The organism is Streptomyces sp. NPDC005761 (genome assembly GCF_040630635.1).
GTDB lineage: Bacteria > Actinomycetota > Actinomycetes > Streptomycetales > Streptomycetaceae > Streptomyces.
Window position 1 is genome coordinate 200639 of record NZ_JBEXXX010000007.1, and the last position, 23034, is coordinate 223672.

The window sequence follows — 23034 nt, forward strand, 5'->3', positions numbered from 1 at the left end:
TCCGCGTTCACTCGAATGGCACTCGAATGGATGAGGTGTGTGGTGCGGTGCACGGTTGTGGACCGAATGCGTACGTCGTCCGTACCGATTGCATACGAACCGGGAGCTGATCGCCGGTGGACAGGGGATGAATCATGCGCGGGGCGGTTACGGATCGCCTTCGGCTCTCATCCGAATGCAGTCGTTCCGGTACCGGAGAAGCCTTCCCACGGATCTCGGTGGGCCAATCCGGTGGTGTGTTAACTACTCGGGCGTATCTGTGACGGCCCGAATGCGCCGGGCTCCGCCGAGCGTGCGCGGGATTGCGCGGAACCGGCGCACGCGGGGCGGTACAGGCGCCACAGGGCAGCTTTCCCTGTGGCGCGAAGCCCCACAAGGCCGCATGAGGGGAGGGAATCGGCCATAACGCCTGTGACGGAAGTGTCTGGAGACGCGTGTGGTGCAGGACGGATGCGCGGGATGCCGGCGGCGGGGCGGCCGGGCCGCCCGGGGTCGCACACCCCGAGCCGGCCGTGCGCCGTGGTTGCGGCATACCGCGCACCGCTACCGTCGAGGGTGACGGAGCGGCGCACACAGCGGTGCGTCCCCTCGGATTCGTACGTCCCCTGTAAAGGTGGAATGCGTGAAGGCCATTCGTCGATTCACCGTGCGTCCCGTCCTCCCCGACTCCCTTCAACCGCTCAGCGACCTCGCGCGCAACCTGCGCTGGTCCTGGCACACCGAGACCCGAGAGCTCTTCCAGGCCGTCGACCCGGTGGCCGGCCGGGCGGCGGAGTGCGACCCCGTGCGCCTGCTCGGCAGCGTGTCCGCCGGACGCCTGGCCGAGCTGGCCCGGGACGAGCAGTTCCTGCACCGGCTCACCGAGGTGTCCGCCGACCTCCGGGAGTACCTGGAGGGTCCCAGGTGGTACCAGGAGCACCGTGACCAGGGCGACGGGCTCCCCGCCGCCATCGCCTACTTCTCACCCGAGTTCGGAGTGACGGCGGCCCTGCCGCAGTACTCCGGCGGACTCGGCATCCTTGCCGGAGACCATCTGAAGGCCGCCAGCGACCTGGGCGTGCCCCTTGTCGGAGTCGGTCTCCTCTACCGCCACGGCTACTTCCGCCAGAGCCTCTCGCGCGACGGCTGGCAGCAGGAGCGCTATCCCGTCCTCGACCCCAACGAGCTACCGCTCACGCTCCTGCGCGAAGCCGACGGGACGCCCAGCCAGGTCGTCCTGTCCCTGCCCGGCGGCCGCTCGCTGCACGCCCAGATCTGGCAGGCCCAGGTGGGCCGGGTGCCGCTGCTGATGCTCGACTCCGACGTCGAGGACAACGCCCCGGTCGAACGCGAGGTCACCGACCGGCTCTACGGCGGCGGCAGCGAACACCGGCTGCTCCAGGAGATGCTGCTGGGCATCGGCGGGGTCCGCGCGGTGCGGACCTACTGCCGGCTCACCGGCCATCCGGACCCCGAGGTCTTCCACACCAACGAGGGGCACGCCGGCTTCCTCGGGCTCGAACGCATCCGCGAGCTCTCCGGAACGGGCCTCGACTTCGACTCCGCGGTCGAATCCGTCCGGGCCGGCACCGTCTTCACCACCCACACACCCGTCCCGGCCGGAATCGACCGTTTCGACCGCGACCTGGTCGCCCGCCACTTCGGAGACGACGGTGAACTGCCGGGCGTCGCGGCCGACCGCATCCTGCACCTGGGGACGGAGACGTACGCCGGAGGCGATCCGGGCGTCTTCAACATGGCGGTCATGGGGCTCCGGCTCGCCCAGCGCGCCAACGGGGTCTCCACCCTGCACGGCGCCGTCAGCCGGGAGATGTTCGCCGGACTCTGGCCGGGCTTCGACCCGCCGGAGGTGCCCATCACCTCCGTGACCAACGGAGTCCACGCACCCACCTGGGTCGCGCCCGAGGTCTACCGGCTGCGCACCGAGTCCGGGGGCACCCCCGGCCGGTGGGACTCCGTCGCCGAGATCCCCGACCGGCAGCTCTGGGACCTGCGCCGCACCCTGCGCGAACAACTGGTCACCGAGGTGCGCCGACGGCTGCACGACTCCTGGCGCATCCGCGGTGCCGAGCCCGCCGAACTCGGCTGGATCGACGGGGTCCTGGATCCCGGCGTGCTCACGATCGGATTCGCCCGCAGGGTGCCCTCGTACAAGCGCCTGACCCTGATGCTGCGCGACCGGGAACGGCTGAGGGCGCTGCTCCTGCATCCCGAGCGCCCGGTCCAGATCGTCGTGGCGGGCAAGGCGCACCCGGCCGACGACGGCGGCAAACGCCTGGTCCAGGAGTTGGTCCGGTTCGCCGACGACCCGAGGGTGCGCCACCGCATCGTCTTCCTGCCCGACTACGGGATGGCGATGGCCCAGAAGCTCTACCCCGGCTGCGATGTCTGGCTGAACAACCCGCTGCGCCCGTTGGAGGCCTGCGGTACGAGCGGCATGAAGGCGGCGCTCAACGGCTGTCTCAACCTGTCCGTCCTCGACGGCTGGTGGGACGAGTGGTTCGAGCCGGACTTCGGCTGGGCGATCCCCACGGCCGACGGTTCCGCGCTGGACGAGGACCGGCGCGACGACCTGGAGGCGGGCGCCCTCTACGAGCTGATCGAGGACCGGGTCGCGCCCCGCTTCTACGACCAGGGCGAAGAGGGACTGCCGGGGCGCTGGATCGAGATGGTCCGCAGCACCCTGGGCACGCTGGGTCCCAAGGTGCTGGCCGACCGGATGGTCCGTGAGTACGTGGAGCGGCTGTACGCCCCCGCGGCGCAGGCCCGCCGGTCGCTGGACGCCGCCACGGCACGGGAGCTCGCCGGCTGGAAGGCCAGGGTGCGGTCGGCCTGGCCGCGGGTGGCGGTCGACCATGTCGAGGCGGTGACACCCACCGCGGCCGGGGGGTCGGCCGAACTGGGCTCCACGCTGGCGCTACGGGTCCGGATCACCCTCGGGGCGCTGGGCCCGGACGACGTGGAGGTGCAGGCGGTGGCCGGCCGTGTCGACTCCGCCGACGCGATCTCGGACGCCCAGGTCTTCCCGCTGAAACCGGCGGGCGGCCAGGACCTGGAGGGCCGCTGGCTGTACGACGGCCCGCTCGCCCTGGATCGCACCGGTCCGTACGGCTACACCGTGCGGGTGCTGCCGGCCCACCGGCTGCTGGCCACCGGCGCCGAACTCGGCCTGGTCGCGCAGCCGACGGAGGCGACGGGCGAGGGCGCGGGTGTGCTGATGCGCTGAGGGCCGTCCCACCGAGGGCCCGGCACCCCTGGGGTGCCGGGCCCTTCGGCTGCCCAGGTGCGGGTCCTTCGCTTTCTGAACACAGAAGCTTGACGTGTTCATGCGATGCCTTTAGGTTCCTCACTCATTGCAGCGTTCATAACTCGACCCGAGGTTCATGGATGTGAACTCGCCGTGGTCTCAGTCGAGTTGTGGGCCTCCTCCGCACCGGAAGGCACCCCCACATGCGCACCGGAACCATCGGGCGCGGCCTCGGCCTCGCCACCGCCCTGGCGGCACTGATCACCGGCATCTCCATGGCCCCGGCCTCGGCCGGCCTGGCCGCCCCGGCCGCCGCCCCCGCCCCGGCCGCCGCTCCCGCGGCCTTCACCCACCCCGGCGTACTCGTCAGCCGCCCCCAGCTCGACTTCGTGCGGGCCAAGGTGCAGGCCGGGGCGCAGCCCTGGAAGAGTGCGTACGACCAGATGATGGCGAGCAAGTACGCCTCGCTCAGCCGGGCGGCCAAACCCCGCGCGGTCGTCGAATGCGGTTCGTACTCCAACCCCAACTACGGCTGTACCGACGAGCGTGAGGACGCGATAGCCGCCTACACGCTCTCGCTGGCCTGGTACATCACCCAGGACAGTCGCTACGCAGCCAAGGCGGTCGAGATCATGGACGCCTGGTCGGGTGTGATCCGGGACCACACCAACAGCAACGCCCCCCTCCAGACCGGCTGGGCCGGCTCCTCCTGGCCGCGGGCCGCCGAGATCATCAAGTACACGTACGGCAGCTGGCCGAACGCGGGCCGGTTCGCCACCATGCTGCGCGACGTCTATCTGCCGAAGGTCATCAACGGCTCGAACAGCAACGGCAACTGGGAACTCAGCATGACCGAGGCCGCGATCGGCATCTCGGTCTTCCTGGAGGACCGCACCTCGTACGACAAGGCCGTCACGAAATTCCGAGGACGTGTCCCCGCGTACATCTACGTGACCGCGGACGGTTCCCTGCCGAAGGCCGCGCCCGGCAGTGGTCTGGACACCCGGGACAAGATCATCAACTACTGGCAGGGGCAGTCGACCTTCATGGACGGTCTCTCGCAGGAGACCTGCCGCGACCTGACCCATACCGGCTACGGGCTCTCCGCCATCTCGCACATCGCCGAGACGAGCCGGATCCAGGGGCAGGACCTCTATCCGGAGATCGCCGACCGTCTGCGCCATGCCCTCGGTCTGCACGCCAAGTACCAGCTGGGTGCGGCCGTGCCCTCGTCGCTGTGCGGGGGATCGCTCAAGGACAGGCTCGGCCCGGTCACGGAGGTCGGCTTCAACGCGCTGCACAACCGGATGGGCATCGCGATGACCAACACGCAGGCCCTCACGGAGCAGCAGCGCCCCGCCGGGTCCGACAACCTGTTCGTCGCCTGGGAGACCCTGACCCACGGGGACAACCCGAACTGACGGTGCACGGCCGCCCGGAAGGAGCGATCTCCTTCCGGGCGGCCGTGCGTCAGGTGGTGCGGGTCATGCCGTGGTTCCGGTTCAGAAGGTCAGCTTGAAGCTGTTGATCTTTCCGGTGTCGCCCGAGTAGACGTCCTGGACCTTCAGCTTCCAGGTGCCGTTCGCCACCTCCGAGGAGGCGTTGACGGTGTACGTGGTCTGGACGTTGTCCGCCGAGTCGCTGGAGGAGGAGTTCTTCAGGCGGTAGGCGGTGCCGTCCGGGGCGACGAGGTCGATGACCAGGTCACCGCGGTAGGTGTGGGTGATGTCCACGCCGACCTTGAGGGTGCTGGGGGCGTTGCCGGTGCGGCCGGTGACGTTGACCGAGCTGGTGACGGCCGATCCGCGGTCCGGGATGGAGACGGCGGTGGTGTTCTCGAAGACCGTGCCGCCCGGGTCGGTGCCGCCGCCGGGACGGGTACCGACGTTGATGCCGGCCCAGGCGTTCGCGACAGCGGTGTACTCGGCGCTGGTCGTGCCGTACAGCTCACCGGCCGCGGCGAGCGTGCCCGTGCGGGCGGCCGCGTAGTTGGTCGTGGAGGTGAACTTGGTGGTGAGCGCCTTGAACCAGATCAGCGCGGCCTTGTCACGGCCGATGCCGGTCACCGGCAGGCCGTCGGAGGTCGGGGAGTTGTAGGAGACGCCGTTGATCGTCTTGGCGCCGCTGCCCTCCGAGAGGAGGTAGAAGAAGTGGTTGGCCGGGCCCGACGAGTAGTGCACGTCGACGCTTCCGATGCCCGAGTACCAGGCGTCCTTGGACGCGCCGTCCTTGCTCGGCTTGTCCTGGTAGCGCAGCGGGGTGCCGTCGCCGTTGATGTCGATCTTCTCGCCGATGAGGTAGTCGCCCTTGTCGGTGGCGTTGTTGGCGTAGAACTCGACGGCGGTGGCGAAGATGTCGCTGGTCGCCTCGTTGAGGCCACCGGACTCACCGCTGTAGTTCAGGTCCGCGGTGTTGGAGGTGACGCCGTGCGTCATCTCGTGCGCGGCCACGTCCAGCGCGGTCAGCGGTGAGGCGTTGCCGCTGCCGTCGCCGTACGTCATGCAGAAGCAGCTGTCGTCCCAGAAGGCGTTGACGTAGTTGTTGCCGTAGTGGACGCGGGAGTACGCGCCGACGCCGTCGCCCCTGATGCCGTTGCGGCCATGGACGTTCTTGTAGTAGTCCCAGGTCTCGGCCGCGCCGTAGTGGGCGTCCGCCGCCGCGGTCTCCGCGTTCGAGGCGAGGCCGTTGCCCCACACGTCGTCGGAGCCGGAGAAGAGGGTGCCCGTGCCGGACGTACCGTGGTTCAGGTTGTACGTCTTGTGGTTGCCGCGGGTGGTGTCGGTCAGCGTGTACGACGGGGCGGTGCCGAGCGTGACCTGCCCGCTGTACTCCGTGTTGCCGACGCCGTTCTCGATGGCCTGCCACTCGTAGAGCTTCGCGCCGGAGGTGGCATCGGTGATGACGTGGAGGGCGTTCGGGGTGCCGTCCTCCTGCAGTCCGCCGACGACGGTCTCGTAGGCGAGCTGCGGTGTGCCCGACGCCATCCAGACGACCTTGCGGGGTGCCTTGTCGGCCGCGGTCCTGGACGAACCGTCCGCCTTGGCCAGGCCGACGGCCTGCTTCTCCGCGGTCGCCGGGGCCACGTCCGCGGTCAGGTCCACGGCCTTGAGCTGCGCCGAGGTGGTCCTGGACGCCTTGGTGACGCTCTTGGTCGCGCCGGCCTTCGACTCCTGGACGACCAGGTCGCCGCCGAGCACGGGGAGTCCGCCGAAGGTGCGCTCGTAACGCGTGTGCGTGGTGCCGTCGTTGTCCTGGACGACGTCCTTGACGACGAGCTTCTCCTGCGAACCGAGGCCGAGCTTCTTGGCCGTGGCCGACGTGCCGGCGCTCGCTTCACGGATCAGCTCGGCCCGCTGCGAGGGCGAAAGCTGCTTGGCCAGTGCACCGGGATTGGGCTGTGAGGCCGAAGGGGCGGCCTGTGCGGCACCGCCCGGTGTGGCTGTGGCTGTTCCGGTCTGGACTCCTACGGCGAGGAGGGCTGCTGCGGCTATCAGAGCGCCGGTCGCGGTGGTACGACGGCTGAGCGTGGATCTCACGCGGACTCCTTCTGCGAGGGGGGTACCGGCGGCTGGGTGAGCCGTCCGGGCAGAGCAAGCAGTGCGCAGAACGGGGTGAAGAGTGTCAGCAGAAGGTGTTGCCTGTCAGGACCGCGTCAACAAGTTGGCCGGAATTCGTCCGTTGCCGGAATGGTCATGTTCGTTAAGCGGACGTTTCGTCGATCATTACCGCGATGTCATCCGGGGGCCCGGAAGCCCAAATGTGAAGAGGGAGTTGAGGTTGAGCCCGAAGATGGCGTGTTCGAAAAGAATATGAAGAAGCGGAAAGTTCCCACCTGTCGAGACGGGCGCGAAGTGTGGCGCGTTCCGCGCCCTCGCATGCCCCTCAGGCCAGGCTCTCGCGCCAGGCGCGGTGCAGGCCGGCGAACCGGCCCGTGCCGCCGATGAGCTCCCCGGGGGAGCCGTCCTCCACGATGCGGCCGTGCTCCATCACCAGGACCCGGTCCGCGATCTCCACGGTCGACAGCCGGTGGGCGATGACCACCGCCGTGCGGCCGTGCAGCACGGTGTCCATCGCCCGCTGCACCGCCCGCTCGCCCGGGATGTCCAGGGAGCTCGTCGCCTCGTCGAGGATCAGGACCGCCGGGTCGGCGAGCAGGGCGCGGGCGAACGCGACCAACTGGCGCTGACCTGCCGAGATCCGGCCGCCGCGCTTGCGCACGTCCGTGTCGTACCCGTCGGGCAGACCGGCGATGAAGTCGTGGGCACCGATCGCCTTGGCGGCCTGCTCGATCTCCTCACGGGACGCGTCCGGGCTGCCGATCGCGATGTTCTCCGCGACCGTGCCGGAGAACAGGAAGGCCTCCTGGGTCACCATGACCACCCCGCGCCGCAGATCGGGAGTGGCCAGGTCCCGCAGGTCGGTGCCGTCCAGCAGGACCCGGCCCTCGGACGGGTCGTAGAAGCGGGCCAGCAGCTTGGCCAGCGTCGACTTGCCCGCACCCGTCGAACCGACCACGGCGACCGTCTGGCCCGCGGGAACGGTCAGATCGAAGCGCGGGAGCACCTCGCCACCCGTGCGGTAGGAGAAGCTCACCCCGTCGAAAACCACCTCGCGGCCCGGGCGCTCGTCCTCCGGAACCGGCAGCTCACGCGGCTCGAGGGCCTCGGGGACGGTGGGCGTCTGGGCCAGCAGCCCCGCGATCTTCTCCAGCGAAGCCGCCGCCGACTGGTAGGAGTTGAGGAACATGCTGAGCCGGTCGATCGGGTCGTAGAGCCGTCGCAGGTACAGGACCACGGCGGCCAGCACACCGAGGGCCAGGCTTCCCGAGGCGACCCGGTAGGCACCCCACAGTACGATTCCGGCCACGGCCGTATTGGCGACCAGCCGGGACCCGACGACGTAACGCGCGTTCTCCAGCATCGCGTCGCCGTTCGTCCGCCGGTGCTCGTGGTTCAGCTGCCGGAAGACCTCGTCGTTGACGGGCTCGCGGCGGAAGGCCTGGACGGGGCGGATCCCGTTCATCGTCTCCGCGAACTTCACGATGACCGAGGCGATCGCCGTCGACCGGGACGCGAAGATCACCGCAGCCCGGCGCCGGTAGAGCCGCACCAGCAGGTAGAGCGGCACGAAGGACAGCACCGCGACGGCGCCCGTGCCGAAATCCAGCCAGAGCAGCATCAGGGAGATGGAGACGAAGGAGAGGACGACGCCGATCAGTTCCTGGAGGCCCTCGCTGAGCAGCTCCCGCAGCGACTCGACATCGGTCGTGGAACGCGAGATCAGCCGCCCCGAGGTGTACCGCTCGTGGAAGTCCACGCTCAGCGCCTGCGCATGGCGGAAGATCCGGCCCCGCAGGTCGAGCAGCACGTCCTGGTTGACCCGGGCGGAGGCCCGGATGAAGGCGTACTGCATGGCGCCCGCGCCGGCCGAGCAGAGCGCGTAGCCGAGGGCCACCGCGATCAGCGGCCCGTAGTCCTCGTCCCGGAACGCGGGCACGCCGCTGTCGATGGCGTACGCCACGAGCAGCGGTCCCGCCTGGACCGCGGCCTGCTGGACCAGCAGGAACAGCGCGGCCACCACGACCCGGCCCCGCAGCGGCCGCAGCAGCGAGACGAGCAGGGCGCGCGTGGCGCCACGCGGCGTGGGCAGGTCGTCGCGGTCGAAGGGGTCCCCGGCGCGCCCGGCGGGCGCCTCGTTCGCTGCGGCGGGGGCCCCGGCGCTCCCTTTCCCGGCACTGTCGCTGTCGTCCGGCTCCGTGGGACGCCCGGTCGTGGTGCTCGTCATCGGGTGCTGCTCTCCTCGGCAGGGGCGTGGGCGCCCGGTAGGTCGTCGGCCGTCGTGTCCGAAGGGGCCACGTCAGTGGTTTCCCCGCCGCCCGGCACGCCCGTGCCGGACATCAGCCAGGCGTACTCGGCGTTGCTGCGCAGCAGTTCCTGATGGGTACCGACCGCGCTGATCCGGCCCTCCGTCAGCAGGGCCACCCGGTCGGCGAGCATCACGGTGGACGGCCGGTGCGCGACCACGATCGCCGTGGTCTCCTCCAGCACGCGCCGCAGCGCCGCCTCGACCAGGGTCTCCGTGTGCACGTCCAGCGCGGAGAGCGGGTCGTCGAGCACCAGGAAGCGCGGTCGGCCGACGACGGCCCTGGCCAGGGCCAGGCGCTGGCGCTGGCCGCCGGAGAGGCTGAGGCCCTGCTCGCCGACCTGGGTGTCGACGCCGTGCGGCAGGTCATGGACGAAGTCGGCCTGCGCGACCGACAGGGCCCGCCGCAACTCCTCCTCGCCCGCTCCGCCGGCGCCCATCAGCACGTTCTCCCCGACGCTCGCCGAGAAGAGCGTCGGCTCCTCGAACGCCACCGACACCAGCTCGCGCAGCCGTTCGCGCGACATGGCGGTGATGTCCTCGCCGTCCAGGGTGATCCGGCCCGACGTGGCGTCGTGCAGCCGGGGAACCAGTGCCGTGAGCGTGGTCTTGCCGGATCCCGTGGCCCCCACCAGGGCCATCGTCTCGCCCGGCCGGATCCGCAGATCGACCCGGTCGAGGACGGGTACGGACCCCTCCTCCGCGTCCGGGTAGCGGAACCCCACGCCCTCGAAGACCATGCCGCCGGCCTCGGGGTGCCCGTCCGCGACGGCGTCCCCGGGCGTGGCGGTGTCCTCCTCCTCCGCCACGTCCATCACCTCGAAGAATCGCTCCGTCGCCGTCGCGGACTCCTGGCTCATCGCCAGCAGGAAGCCGATCGACTCGACGGGCCATCGCAGCGCCAGAGCCGTGGAGAGGAAGGCGACCAGGGTGCCCGCCGAGAGCCCGCCGTCAGCGACCTCGATCGTGCCGAGCACGAGCGCGGCTCCGATCGCGAGTTCGGGGAGCGTCGTGATGAGCGCCCAGATGCCCGCGAGCAGCCGTGCCTTGCCGAGCTCCGTGGTGCGCAGCCGCTCGGACAGCGCCCGGAAGGCGAGGGCCTGGCTGCGGTGCCGGCCGAAGCCCTTGATGATGCGGATGCCGAGCACGCTCTCCTCGACCACCGTCGTCAGATCGCCCACCTGGTCCTGGGCCCTGCGCGCCACCACCGAGTACTTCGTCTCGAAGACCGAGCAGATGATCACCAGGGGCACGACCGGGGCGAGCAGCACCAGGCCGAGCGTCCACTCCTGGAGCAGCAGGATCACGAAACCGATCAGGATGGTGGTGGCGTTGACCAGCAGGAAGGTCAGGGGGAAGGCCAGGAACATCCGCAGCAGCATCAGGTCCGTGGTGCCGCGCGAGAGCAGCTGACCCGAGGACCACCGGTCGTGGAAGGCCACCGGCAGCCGTTGTAGATGGCGGTAGAGGTCCGCCCGCATCGACGCCTCGACGCCGGCCAGCGGACGCGCCACCAGCCACCGCCTCACGCCGAACAGGACGGCCTCGGCGATCCCCAGCAACAGCAGGAACAACGCACCGATCCAGACACCGCCCGGGTCCTGACGGGCCACCGGGCCGTCGACGATCCACTTCAGTACGAGGGGGATCACCAGGCCGAGACACGACGCGACGACCGCGATCAGGGCGGCACCGAACAGACGGGTCCGTACCGGCTTCACATACGGCCACAGCCGCAGCAGTGACTGCGCGACGGACCGGTCCTTGGGCTCTACATGTTCTTCGGGCATCAGCGGCAAGCCTACGTTTCACCACTGACATCGCCACGTGGTTTTCCTCGGCCGGTGAACGCCTGACGGACAGCCGGCTGCGTCCGGCAGGCGCGCGGTCGTAGCCCGGCATCAACCGATCGGCCGATGCCGGTTCGAGCGCGTCGGCGGATGCCGCCCGGGGCGTGCGCCCGCGACGCTCTGAGGCATGGCAATCATCGAAGTGAACGGGGTGCGCAAGATCTACGCGGGCCGCCCCGTGGTCGACGGGGTGAGCTTCTCCGTGGACGAGGGGGAGATCTTCGGGATTCTCGGCCCCAACGGCGCGGGCAAGACCACCACCGTCGAATGCGTCGAGGGCCTGCGCGTCCCCGATGACGGCACGGTCCGGGTGGCCGGTCTCGATCCCGTCGCCGACCACGCCCGCGTGACGCTCCTGCTGGGCGCACAGCTCCAGGAGAGCGAACTGCAGCCGAAGATCACCACGGGCGAGGCGCTGGAGCTGTACAGCGCCTTCTACCCGCGGCCCGCCGACTGGCGTCCGCTCGCCGAACGCCTGGGGCTGCACACCAGCCTCACCACCCGGTTCGCCCGGCTCTCCGGTGGCCAGAAGCAACGCCTCTCCATCGCGCTCGCCCTCGTCGGCAACCCCCGGGTGGTGGTCCTCGACGAGCTGACCACCGGACTGGACCCGCGAGCACGACGCGACACCTGGCAGCTGATCGAAGAGGTACGGGACAGCGGGGTCACGGTGGTGCTGGTCACCCACTTCATGGAGGAGGCACAGCGCCTCTGCGACCGGATCGCCGTGATCGACAGGGGCCGGCTCGTCGCCCTCGACACCCCGTCCGGACTGATCGCCAGGGCCGACAGCCCCACGGCCATCTCCTTCACCCCTTCCCGGCCGCTCCCCGACACCGAGCTCGCCGGGCTGCCCGGTGCCACCTCGTACGGGACCAGGAACGGGCGGGTCTCCATCAACGGCACCGACGCCACCGTCAACGCCGTCATCTCGCTCCTGGCCCGCCTGCGTATCACCGCGCACCAGCTCCGAGTAGCCGAAGCCACGCTCGACGACGCCTTCCTCGACCTCACCGAGCACCCCGGCCCCGCGGACGAGCGCGGCCTGACCGAACAGGGAGTCTGAGATGGCCACGGCGAACACCGTCCCCGCGCCGCGCACCGCCCCCTCGCGCGCCTCGCTCGCGGTCCTGCGGTCCGAGGCCCGGCTCTTCCTCCGCGAGCCCGGCAGCCTGTTCTGGATCCTCGCCTTCCCGACCGTACTCATGACGATCCTCGGCCTGATCCCGTCCTTCCGGGAGCACGACGAGGCGCTCGGTGGCCGCCGGGTCATCGACCTGTACGTACCCGTGGCCGTGCTGCTCGCCATGATCATGGCCGGCCTCCAGGCGATGCCGCCCGTACTCACCGGCTACCGCGAACGCGGCATCCTGCGCCGCATGTCCACCACCCCCGTGCGGCCCTCCGCACTGCTGGGCGCGCAGATCGCCCTGCACGGCGCCGCGGCGCTCGGCTCCACCCTGCTGGTGATGGCCGTCGGCCGGATCGCCTTCGGAGTACGGCTGCCCGGGGAGCCGTTCGGCTATCTGCTCGGGCTGCTGCTGGCCGTCGCCTGTGTGCTGGCGCTCGGCGCGCTGGTCTGTGCCGTCTCCCGCACCACCAAGATCGCGGCCGCCATCGGCTCCGTCGTCTTCTTCACGATGATGTTCACCGCGGGAGTGTGGGTGCCGGTGCAGGCCATGCCCGACGCACTCCGCCGGATCGTCGAGGTCACCCCGTTCGGCGCGGCCTCCCAGGTCCTGGACCGCGCGGCCACCGGCGCCTGGCCCAGCTGGGCGTGCCTAGGAGTGGTGGCGCTGTGGACCGCGTCGGCGGCGGTGGCCGCGGTCCGAACGTTCCGATGGGAGTAGCAGCCGGGGGAGGGCAGACTTCACCCATGAACACGGGGGAGACGACGGCCGAGCAGTGGTGGGAGCGGCTCTTCCGGCACGGACCGTACGCGCTGCTCGGCCTGGCCACGGTCGTCTCGGCCGTGACCAGCGGGCTCATCATGTCCCGCACGAGTGTGTACGCCGCCGCGGTGCTGCTCCCCGCCGCGCTCGCCCTCCAGCTCCGGTGGAGCCGGGCCCCGGCCGAGCCCGGATCGCGGGCGTCCCAGGCGCACTTCGTGGTCCGCACCCTGCTGGCGTTCGGGCTGACCTGGTGCAACCCGTTCTTCTCGATCTACGCGGTGCTCGGCTACTTCGACGCCGGCCGGCTGCTTCCGCGACGGGGCATGCGGGCCGGGCTGCTCGCCATCGCCGTCATCATGGCGGGGTCGCAGTCCGGCAGCGGCCTGCCGCCCATCACCCTCATGAACTGGGCCGTGTTCGCCATCGTGCTCGCCGTGCACGTGAGCCTCACCATGGTCTTCGCCCAGATCGGCAACCGGGAGGCCGAGCAGGCGCGTACCCAGGCCGACACCATCGCCGCACTGGAGTCGGCCAACGCCCGGCTCGAACAGGCCCTGGCGGAGAACGCCGGGCTGCACGCCCAACTCCTCGTGCAGGCACGTGAGGCAGGGGTGGCCGACGAGCGGAGCCGGCTGGCGGCCGAGATCCACGACACCATCGCCCAGGGACTCACCGGCATCATCGCCCAGCTCCAGGCCGTCACCTCCACGGCCGTCACCGACCCCGTGCTCGCCGGCGAGCACCTCGCCCGGGCCGCCGCGCTCGCCCGGCACAGCCTGGGAGAGGCGCGTCGCTCGGTGCACAACCTCGTACCGTCCGCGCTGGAGCACGACGACCTGCCCGGCGCACTGAAGAAGACGGTCGCCACCTGGTCGCAGCGGACCGGGGTCCGGGCCGAGTTCACCGTCACCGGCACCGCCGAGCCCCTGCACGACGAGGTCGGCGCCACCCTGCTGCGCATCGCCGAAGAGGCCCTGGCCAACGCGGCCCGGCACGCCGCGGCCTCCCGGGCCGGCGTCACCCTGTCGTACATGGGCGACGAGATATCACTGGACGTACGCGACGACGGGCGCGGCTTCGACCCGTCCGCGCTACCACCGTACCGGGGCGCCGGCGGTTTCGGGCTCGGCGGCATGCGGGCCCGTGCCGAACGCATCGCGGGCACGGTCGAGGTGGAGACCGGCCCGGGCCTCGGCACCGCGGTCTGCGCCCGGGTCCCGATGGTCCGTCACGGCTGAGGCGGCGACGGGGCGGGCACAGTACGGTGGGCCGCTATGGACCGGGAACCCGCACGTGTCATCACGCTGATCGTCGTCGACGACCACCCCGTCGTACGGGACGGACTGCGCGGCATGTTCGAGTCGGCGGCGGAGTTCCGGGTGCTGGGCGAAGCGGCCGACGGCGTGGAGGGCGTCGACATGGCCGTCCGGCTCGACCCCGACGTCGTCCTGATGGACCTGCGGATGCCGGGCGGCGGCGGAGTCGCGGCGATCACCGAACTGACCGGGCGCGGCGCCCGTTCCAAGGTCCTGGTCCTCACCACGTACGACACCGACTCCGACACCCTGCCCGCGATCGAGGCGGGCGCCACCGGCTATCTGCTCAAGGACGCGCCGCGCGACGAACTCTTCACGGCCGTCCGAGCCGCCGCCGACGGCCGTACGGTCCTCTCGCCCGCCGTCGCCTCCCGGCTGATCTCACGGGTGCGCACCCCGGCCCCGCCCGGCCACGAGGCGCTGTCCGCGCGCGAGCGCCAGGTGCTCGGACTCGTGGCCAGGGGGACGTCGAACCGCGAGATCGCCGCCGAACTGTTCATCAGCGAGGCGACCGTGAAGACCCACCTCACCCATGTCTTCGCCAAACTGGGCGCCAAGGACCGCGCGGCGGCCGTCGCGGTCGCGTACGAACGCGGCATCCTCGGCTGACCTCACGACCTCACGACCTCACCCGCAGCAGCAGCACCGACCTCGCCGGCACCTCGAAGACAGCGCCGCCGTCGTGGACCGTTCCCGGCGCGGCGGACTGATCCTCCCGCGAGGTGTCGAGGACCAGTTCGTACGCGTCCGCCCACGGCGGTCCCGGCAGCCGGAAGTCCGCGGGCCGGTCCCCGGCGTGCAGCACTGCCAGGAAGCTGTCGTCGCTCACCTGCTCACCCCGCGCGTCCCGGCCCGGGATGTCGCGCCCCGAGAGGTACAGCCCGATCGTGGCGGCCGGTGCGTACCAGTCCTCCTCCGTCATCTCCGCCCCCTGCCGGGTGAACCACGCCAGATCCCGCAGCCCGTCGGGTGCCTGGGCCCGCCCGGAGAAGAACGCACGGCGCCGCAGCACCGGATGGGCGTGGCGCAGCGCGAGCACCCGGGCCGTCAGCGCGGTCAGCTCCCGCCACTGCGGCTGCTCCAGCAGCGACCAGTCCACCCAGCCGATCTCGTTGTCCTGGCAGTAGGCGTTGTTGTTGCCGCCCTGGGTGCGGCCCATCTCGTCGCCGGCGACGAGCATCGGCACCCCGGTCGACAGCAGCAGCGTGGTGAGGAGATTGCGCAACTGGCGGCGGCGCAGCGCGTTGACGCCGGGGTCGTCGGTCTCGCCCTCGGCGCCGCAGTTCCAGGCCCGGTTGTCCGAGGTGCCGTCCCGGTTCCCCTCGCCGTTGGCCTCGTTGTGCTTGTGCTGGTAGCTCACCAGGTCGCGCAGGGTGAACCCGTCATGGGCGGTGACGAAGTTGACCGAGGCGTACGGCCGCCGGCCGCCCCAGGCGTACAGGTCACTCGATCCGGTCAGCCGGTAGCCGAGGTCGCGTACGTCCGGAAGGGCTCCGCGCCAGAAATCCCGTACGGCGTCCCGGTACCGGTCGTTCCACTCGGTCCACAACGGGGGGAAGGCCCCCACCTGGTATCCGCCGTTGCCGACGTCCCACGGCTCGGCGATCAGCTTCACCCGGCGCAGCACGGGGTCCTGGGCGATCACCGCCAGGAACGGAGAGAGCATGTCGACGTCGTGCATCGAACGGGCCAGTGCCGCCGCGAGGTCGAAGCGGAAGCCGTCGACGCCCATCTCGGTCACCCAGTACCGCAGCGAGTCGGTGATCAGCCGCAGAACGTTGGGCTGCACCACGTGCAGGGTGTTGCCGCAGCCCGTGTAGTCGGCGTACCGGCGGGCGTCGGGCTGGAGCCGGTAGTAGCCGCGGTTGTCGATGCCGCGCAGGGACAGCATCGGGCCCAGTTCGCCCGCCTCGGCCGTGTGGTTGTAGACGACGTCGAGGATCACCTCGATCCCGGCGTCGTGCAGGGCGCGGACCATCCGCTTGAACTCGCCGACCTGCTCTCCCGCCGTGCCGCTCGCGGAGTATCCGGCATGGGGAGCGAAGTAGCCGATCGAGTTGTAGCCCCAGTAGTTGCGCATCCCGCGCCGCAGCAGATGGTCCTCGTGGGCGAACTGGTGCACCGGCAGCAGTTCCACCGCCGTCACCCCCAGGCGCCGCAGGTGTCCGATGGCCGCGGGGTGCGCGAGACCGGCGTAGGTACCCCGCAGTTCCTCCGGGATGCCGGGGTGGCGCGCGGTGAAGCCGCGGACGTGCAGTTCGTAGATGACGGAGTCGGCCCAGGGGGTCTTGGGCCGCCGGTCCTCGGCCCAGTCGTCGTCGTCATGGACGACCACCCCTTTGGGGACGTACGGAGCGGAGTCGCGTTCGTCGCGCACGGTGTCGGCGACCTGCTGCTGGGGCCAGTCCCTCACATGGCCGTACACCTCGGCCGGAAGGGTGAAATCCCCGTCGACGGCCCGTGCGTAGGGGTCGAGCAGCAGTTTCGCCGCGTTCCACCGTGCACCCGTCCACGGATCCCAGCGGCCGTGCACCCGGTAGCCGTAGCGTCGGCCGGGCCGCACACCGGGCACGAAGCCGTGCCAGATCTCATGGGTCAGCTCGGTCAGCGCGAGACGGGTCTCGGCGCCGTCCTCGTCGAAGAGGCAGAGCTCGACGGCCTCCGCCCCGCCGGCCCACAGGGCGAAGTTGGTGCCCGCCACCCCGTCGGGGCCCACTCTGAAGCGCGCGCCCAGGGGCGTCGGAGCCCCCGGCCACACGGCGGGCGGGCGCTGCGCGGGCTCGGTGACCTGCCCGGATCCGGCGGCGTCCACCCGCTCCACCGCCGCCCCGGACGGCCCTTTGTCCGCCCTCGGCACTGCCTCCTGCTCGGCTGCGCTCGACACCTGCTCGCCTCCCGCGGCTCGTGGGACCGGCACCGGAAAGGGGGCGTGCGGCGTCCCGGCCGCGGCTCCCCGAGTGTGGTCGTCCCCTCTGTTCTGCCCACGACGGGGCCCGCACTCACGTTTCCCCCGGCCCGCCCCCGTCGTTGGGGGAACGTGAACCACGTAGCGAAGAAGGCAGGGGCGAGCCCGGCGACCGTGACGGCCCGGTCGGGACTGATCGCCGTACTGGCCGTACTGGCTGTCCTGACGGGCTGCTCGGGTACGGATTCGATCATCGGCGGGAAACCCCGCTCGCCGCAGGAAGCCATCCGGATCACCCCGCGGGACGGGGCCGATGACGTCGCGCCGGACACCCGGGTCGAGGTGAAGGTCCCCGACGGGCGCCTGGAGAGCGTCGAGGTGACCCGGATCGAGGACGCGCAGGAGCAGAAGGTGCGGGGCCTGATCGCCGAGGACGGGCTCTCCTGGTCCCCGCAGGGGGTGGCCGCCCGGCTCGGGCTCGCCGCCAAGTACAGCGTCGACGCGGTGGCCGTGGACGGCGCGGGGCGCCGCTCGGCACGCCACACCACGTTCACCACGGCGGTTCCCGAGCACCGCTTCATCGGGTACTTCAAGCCGGAGAACCGGTCGACGGTCGGCACCGGCATGATCGTCTCCTTCCAGTTCAACCGTCCCGTCACCCGCCGCGCGGCCGTGCAGCGGGCCATTCGCGTGACGGCCGATCCGGCGGTCGGGATCGCGGGGCACTGGTTCGGCGACAAGCGCCTGGACTTCCGCCCCGCCGCCTACTGGCAGCCGGGCACCGAAGTAACTGTCGAGGTGGGGCTGCGCGATGTGGAGGGGGCGCCGGGGGTGTACGGGAGCCAGCGCAAGACGGTCAGGTTCACCATCGGCCGTGAGCAGGTGTCCCGGGTGGACTCGGCCGCCCACACCATGGAGGTGCGCCGGGACGGGCAGCTCGTCTCCACCGTCCCGATCACCGCGGGCTCCCCGACGACGACCACGTACAACGGCAGGATGGTGGTCAGTGAGATGCACGAGGTGACGCGGATGGACGGGCGGACCGTCGGCTTCGGGGGCGAGTACGACATCAAGGACGTCCCGCACGCCATCCGGCTCACCGAGTCCGGCACCTTCCTGCACGGCAACTACTGGTCGGACGAGGACATCTTCGGCTCGACCAACGTCAGCCACGGCTGCATCGGGCTGCGAGACGTGCAGGGCGGCAGCGGTTCCACCCCGGCCGGCTGGTTCTTCGACCGGACGCTGATCGGAGACGTCGTCGAGGTCGTCAACTCCAAGGACAAGAAGGTCGCTCCGGACAACGGGCTGGGCGGCTGGAACATGGACTGGAAGCGGTGGAAGGCGGGTTCCGCACTCCGCTGACACCCCTGGACCATTCCCGGACCCCAGTGACGGCGCGGCCGCTTCGGCCGCGCCGTCCGTCGTCCCGGCGGCACCACACGCGACCAGGCGAACTGCTGGAACGAGTTGGGACGGAACGGTGACATTCCGGGGAAGATCTGCCCGCCGTCGGTGTGATTATCTTTCGCTGAGCGCGCGTGTGCAGCGTGCGGGGGTGGGAGCCTGCGGGCTCCCTGGGGCCTTGGCGGGACCAGGCCGTGTGAGGGGAGACGACCACAATTGAACGGGCAGCCGATATCGGGGGCATCGGCCGGGGCGGACAGCAGGCGGCGGGGGCGCGGGGGCACCGGTCTGCTGGCTCTGGTACTGGGTGCGCTGCTGTTGCTGGTGACGGCGTGCGGCGGGGGAGACACCGACAGCGGGGGCAAGGGCGGTAAGGCGGCCGGGGCGGGCACCGGGGACACCACGGCGTCGCAGGCGGTCGTGAACATCGTGCCCAAGGACGGCGCCGATTCCGTCGCCACGAGCGGGGCACTGAAGATCTCCGCCGACCAGGGGAAGCTGGCCACGGTCAAGGTCTCCGACCCCAAGGGTGCCGAGGTCGCGGGGAAGATCGCGGCGGACGGCTCGACCTGGGAGCCGGACCGGCACCTGGCATCGGCGACGAAGTACAAGGTCCACGCGGTCGCCAAGGACGCGAAGGGCCGTGAGTCGGCGAAGGACACCACCTTCACCACGCTGGTGCCGAAGAACACCTTCATCGGGCAGTACACCCCGGAGGACGGTTCCACGGTCGGCGTCGGTATGCCGGTCTCGATTCACTTCACCCGGGGCATCACCGACCCGGAGTCGGTCGAGAAGGCCATCGAGGTGACGGCCGAACCCGCCGTCGAGATCGAGGGCCACTGGTTCGGCAACGACCGTCTGGACTTCCGTCCCGAGAACTACTGGGCCGCGGGGACCAAGGTGACCGTGAAGCTCGACCTCGACGGCGTCGAGGGGCGTCCGGGGGTCTACGGCAAGCAGGCCAAGACGGTCTCGTTCACCGTCGGCCGCCGGCAGGTCAGCACCGTGGACGCGAGTTCGCACCGGATGAAGGTCGTCCGCGACGGCCGGCAGGTCAAGGACATCCCGATCTCGGCGGGCGCTCCGGCCACCACCACGTACAACGGGCAGATGGTCATCAGCGAGAAGCTCCGGGTGACCCGGATGAACGGTGACACCGTGGGCTTCGGCGGCGAGTACGACATCAAGGACGTGCCGCACGCGATGCGCCTGTCCACGTCGGGCACCTTCATCCACGGCAACTACTGGGGCGGGTCGGGCATCTTCGGCACGACCAACACCAGCCACGGCTGTGTCGGTCTGCAGGACGCGCGCGGCGCCGGTGACCCGGGCACCCCGGCTGCCTGGTTCTTCGACCACTCCCTCATCGGAGACGTCGTGGTCGTCAAGAACTCCCACGACAGTACGATCCAGCCGGACAACGGCCTCAACGGCTGGAACATGAGCTGGTCGGAGTGGACCAAGTAGGGCCGTAGTCACCTGCGACGCGACGTCGGCTCCCAGGACCTCACCGAGGTCCTGGGAGCCGACGTCGTTCTGCGTGGTCGGCCTCCGAAAGGCGGTGGGATGCGGTATTCGCGCCGGTACGCGACGAGTGCGTAACCGTCCGGTTAGTCGGGTGATGTTCGGGACAGCCCTTGGGGCGACGGCGCCGGCCCACCCTCGGCACAGGGATTGGCCGACGGGTCGGAATCATTCTCCGTCATGTTCGTCCGGGACGCCGGAAAAGGATCGTCGACCAGGCCTGCACGGGTCAGGACGACGCCGGCCTGGAATCGGCTGATGGCGCCCTGTTCATCCATGATTTCAGCGATATGCCGTCGGCAGGTACGGACCGATATACCGAGCCGGCGGGCCACCATTTCATCCTTGTGGCCCATCGCCATGAGGCGCACTATCGACTTCTTCAGGGCATCTATTGCGCGCGGGGTGTCCTTGGCGTCGGGAATGAGCGGGCTCGCGGTGTTCCACAGGTTCTCGAAAGCGGCACAGGCGAAGGCCACCATCGCCTGGTCCCGCACCGCGACCGCCGTCGTCATGCCGCCTTCTCGGGAGGAGCCGGGGGAATGGGGCAGAACGAGGGCCTCGCGGTCGAAGGCGACGAGCGGATCGATCAGTTCGGCGCTGGTCCTGACCTCGGCCCCGTGCTGGGTCAGCTCCCGCACCAGGGCCCGGGTGACCAGGTCACCGCGTATGGCGTGCTGGTAGATCAGCCGAGCGCGCACCCCGCGGCCGAGCAGGTCCAGGGCGATGGTCCGGGCGGCGGGGAACGACTGGCAGGGGCGGGCCCCACTGGGCAGGACCAGGAGCAGCTCCCGCCGGCAGCGGATGCTCATCTCGCTGATCAGCGTGTGGAAGGCCGTGATGCCCGAGGGGCCGCCTGCCGGGGAGGAAGAGGCCACCGCGCCGGGCCGGTTGCGCTCGCGGTCGAACGGGGTCTCGTCCCCGCCGATCCGTTGCGACGGCGCGCCGTGTTCCAGTGGTGTGCATTCCCCGACCGAGTGGGACCCTCTGGCTGCCGGCATTCGCTGCTCCCCCTTACGCCCGCAGGTCGTCCGGGCGTCAACTCTACGGTATCCGGATTTCGTGAAGAGAAATGGAGCGTTAATTCGCTCACGAGTGATCCGAGAGTACGGCCAAGTAGTGGAGAGAGGGAATACGGAAGGTTTCGGAACGGATGGCGAAAATTAACGCAGGGGTCCTTGGAAAACGACGTATCGGCGATGCTGCGTCAGGAAAAGGTCCCCCTCGTCCAGAATTTCCGGCAAGTCGTTCCGATTGGGCTCGGTCGGTCATGAGCGTAACCGAGGGGGTTGTTTACCGAACAGTATTTACTCAATTAAGGTGTTTCATTTACTTTCCCTTTACTTGTGTTCAGATCGTGACACCGTTCGGGCACGCCGCACGAGGGGGAGGGGCGGCGGACGGATTTCGGGGCGAACGCTTCAGCAGGGCAGGGTGATCGCGGTCAGGACGAAGCCGTGTCCCACGGTCCAGCGTCCCGGGAACGTGCCGTGACGGTGGCCGGCCACTTCGGGGCCGGGCACCAGGAGGCGCGCCGAGAACGTGCCCGCGCCGGGGTCGAAGTCGAGCTCCGCCTCCGTGAAGTCGAGCTCGCGCCCGGTCAGCGGATACCAGGTCTTGAACACCGACTCCTTGGCACTGAACAGCATCCGGTCCCAGCACACGTCCGGCCGTCGCCGGGAGAGTCCGGCGAGCGCGGCCCTCTCGCGTGGCAGGGAGACGACCTCCAGGATGCCGTCGGGCAGGGGCAGATTCGGCTCCGCGTCGATGCCCAGTGAGGCGGTGACCTCGGTGCGTGCGACCGCCGCGGCGCGGAAGCCGGCGCAGTGGGTCATGCTGCCGGTGACGCCGGCCGGCCAGTCGATCGCGCCCCGCTTCCCCGGCACCAGGGGAACCGGAGGCATTCCGAGCTGGTCCATGGCGCGGCGCGCGCACAGCCGGACGGTGGTGAACTCGGCGCGGCGGTGCGGCACCGAACGGGCGATCACAGCCGTCTCCGCCGGAAAGAGCCCTTGGCCGTCCGCGGGCGCCAGATCGCCGAACGCGCTCACGGCAGCCACATCCGGGGGCAGTACGGCGTTGATCATGCCGTGTGCTCCGGTGCGGGGCTCGGCAGGATCTGACGCAGTGGCGAGCGGGGCGGCCGGGAACGCCACTCCCTCGGGTACCCGATCGACACCTCCTCGAAGCGGACACCGTCGTGCCAGGTGACCCGGGGGATGTGGAGGTGGCCGTAGACGACGGCGGCCGCCCGGAAGCGCCGGTGCCAGTCCGCGGTCAGCTCCGTGCCGCACCACTGGGCGAACTCGGGATGGGTCAGGATCCGCGTGGGGTCCCGGACCAGCGGATAGTGGTTGACCAGGACCGTGCGGTGCCGGGGGTCGACGGCCGCGAGCCGTTCCTCGGTGAGGGCGACCCGGGCCCGGCACCAGGCGTCACGCGACGGGTAAGGGTCGGGGTGGAGCAGGTACTCGTCGGTGCACACCACCCCGGCCTCGTGGGCCACGCGCAGGGACTCCTCCTTCGTGAGGGTCCCGGGAGCGCGGAAGGAGTAGTCGTAGAGGACGAACAGCGGGGCGACGGTCACGGGCTCCGCACCGCCGTGCCAGACCGGGTACGGGTCCTCCGGGGTCAACACGCCGAGCTCCCGGCACAGTTCGACCAGGGACTCGTAACGCTCCGTGCCGCGCAGGTCGACGGGGTCGGCGGGATGTGTCCACAGCTCGTGGTTGCCGGGAGCCCAGACGACCTTGCGGAACCGCCCCGCGAGGAGCTTCAGCGCCCAGGCTATGTCCTCGAACTTCTCGCCGACATCCCCGGCCACGAGCAGCCAGTCGCCGTCGGACTCCGGCCGGATCGACTCGGTGATGCGCCGGTTCTCCGCATGGGCGACGTGCTGGTCGCTGAGCGCGAACAGCTTTCCGTGGGTCACGGAGGTCAGTCCTTCCATCGGGTGGAACCTGGCTGATCGGACCGTCGCGGCCGACCGGACAGCTCGTCGGGCCGGACCGTGGCGGCCGGCCGGACC

At 70.4% G+C, this 23034-nt stretch carries 15 protein-coding genes; 8 read left to right on the forward strand and 7 right to left on the reverse strand.

The genetic code is table 11. The annotated features are described in order from the left end of the window. Window positions 1–622: 622 nt before the first annotated feature. Both glgP and ABZ434_RS09915 read left to right on the forward strand, forming a co-directional pair. A complete protein-coding gene (glgP, locus tag ABZ434_RS09910) occupies window positions 623–3226 on the forward strand; it encodes an alpha-glucan family phosphorylase (RefSeq protein ID WP_359133619.1) in 2604 nt (867 codons plus the stop codon). Window positions 3227–3450: 224 nt separating this feature from the next. After that, window positions 3451–4668 (forward strand): alginate lyase family protein, encoded by a 1218-nt coding sequence (locus tag ABZ434_RS09915; RefSeq protein ID WP_359133622.1) that lies wholly within the window; start codon window positions 3451–3453, stop codon window positions 4666–4668. Window positions 4669–4749: 81 nt separating this feature from the next. Here the strand turns inward: ABZ434_RS09915 and ABZ434_RS09920 are convergent, their stop codons facing one another. From ABZ434_RS09920 to ABZ434_RS09930, 3 genes are all read right to left on the reverse strand, one after another. Further along, window positions 4750–6783, reverse strand: a complete 2034-nt coding sequence (locus ABZ434_RS09920; protein ID WP_359133624.1) for a M4 family metallopeptidase — start codon at window positions 6781–6783, stop codon at window positions 4750–4752. Between the two features lie 346 nt (window positions 6784–7129). Then, entirely contained in the window at window positions 7130–9031 is a 1902-nt protein-coding gene (locus ABZ434_RS09925) for an ABC transporter ATP-binding protein (protein ID WP_359133626.1), read from the reverse strand. Beyond that, window positions 9028–10899: an ABC transporter ATP-binding protein gene (locus ABZ434_RS09930; RefSeq protein ID WP_359133629.1), complete on the reverse strand. Its 1872-nt coding sequence runs from the start codon at window positions 10897–10899 to the stop codon at window positions 9028–9030. Before ABZ434_RS09930 ends, ABZ434_RS09925 begins: the two co-directional genes overlap by 4 nt. Before the next feature lie 187 nt (window positions 10900–11086). On the opposite strand from ABZ434_RS09930, the gene ABZ434_RS09935 reads away from it, so the two are divergent. Genes ABZ434_RS09935 through ABZ434_RS09950 form a run of 4 tightly spaced genes read left to right on the forward strand, consistent with a single transcriptional unit; the run spans window position 11087 to window position 14776 of the window. Next, complete coding sequence (locus tag ABZ434_RS09935; protein ID WP_359133631.1) at window positions 11087–12025, forward strand: ABC transporter ATP-binding protein; 939 nt, start codon at window positions 11087–11089, stop codon at window positions 12023–12025. 1 nt (window position 12026) lies between these two features. Beyond that, on the forward strand, window positions 12027–12809 hold the full coding sequence (locus ABZ434_RS09940) for an ABC transporter permease (RefSeq protein ID WP_359133633.1): 783 nt from the start codon (window positions 12027–12029) through the stop codon (window positions 12807–12809). A 26-nt stretch (window positions 12810–12835) separates the two neighbouring features. Further along, a complete protein-coding gene (locus ABZ434_RS09945; protein WP_359133635.1) occupies window positions 12836–14089 on the forward strand; it encodes a histidine kinase in 1254 nt (417 codons plus the stop codon). Between the two features lie 36 nt (window positions 14090–14125). Then, a complete protein-coding gene (locus tag ABZ434_RS09950; protein WP_359133637.1) occupies window positions 14126–14776 on the forward strand; it encodes a response regulator transcription factor in 651 nt (216 codons plus the stop codon). Between the two features lie 10 nt (window positions 14777–14786). Here ABZ434_RS09950 and glgX read toward each other — a convergent pair whose 3' ends face one another. Further along, window positions 14787–16979, reverse strand: coding sequence for a glycogen debranching protein GlgX (gene glgX, locus ABZ434_RS09955; protein WP_359133725.1), 2193 nt, complete (start codon window positions 16977–16979; stop codon window positions 14787–14789). A gap of 225 nt (window positions 16980–17204) precedes the next feature. Between glgX and ABZ434_RS09960 the strand changes: the two genes are divergently transcribed. Next, complete coding sequence (locus tag ABZ434_RS09960) at window positions 17205–18437, forward strand: Ig-like domain-containing protein (protein WP_359133639.1); 1233 nt, start codon at window positions 17205–17207, stop codon at window positions 18435–18437. 258 nt (window positions 18438–18695) lie between these two features. After that, window positions 18696–19949, forward strand: a complete 1254-nt coding sequence (locus tag ABZ434_RS09965; RefSeq protein WP_359133642.1) for an Ig-like domain-containing protein — start codon at window positions 18696–18698, stop codon at window positions 19947–19949. Between the two features lie 143 nt (window positions 19950–20092). Here the strand turns inward: ABZ434_RS09965 and ABZ434_RS09970 are convergent, their stop codons facing one another. The 3 genes from ABZ434_RS09970 to ABZ434_RS09980 form a co-directional block, all read right to left on the reverse strand. Continuing rightward, window positions 20093–21007, reverse strand: coding sequence for a hypothetical protein (locus ABZ434_RS09970; RefSeq protein ID WP_359133645.1), 915 nt, complete (start codon window positions 21005–21007; stop codon window positions 20093–20095). Between the two features lie 420 nt (window positions 21008–21427). Further along, complete coding sequence (locus tag ABZ434_RS09975) at window positions 21428–22093, reverse strand: 4'-phosphopantetheinyl transferase superfamily protein (protein WP_359133648.1); 666 nt, start codon at window positions 22091–22093, stop codon at window positions 21428–21430. Continuing rightward, window positions 22090–22938, reverse strand: a complete 849-nt coding sequence (locus ABZ434_RS09980) for a metallophosphoesterase (RefSeq protein WP_359133651.1) — start codon at window positions 22936–22938, stop codon at window positions 22090–22092. Before ABZ434_RS09980 ends, ABZ434_RS09975 begins: the two co-directional genes overlap by 4 nt. Window positions 22939–23034 lie beyond the last annotated feature (96 nt).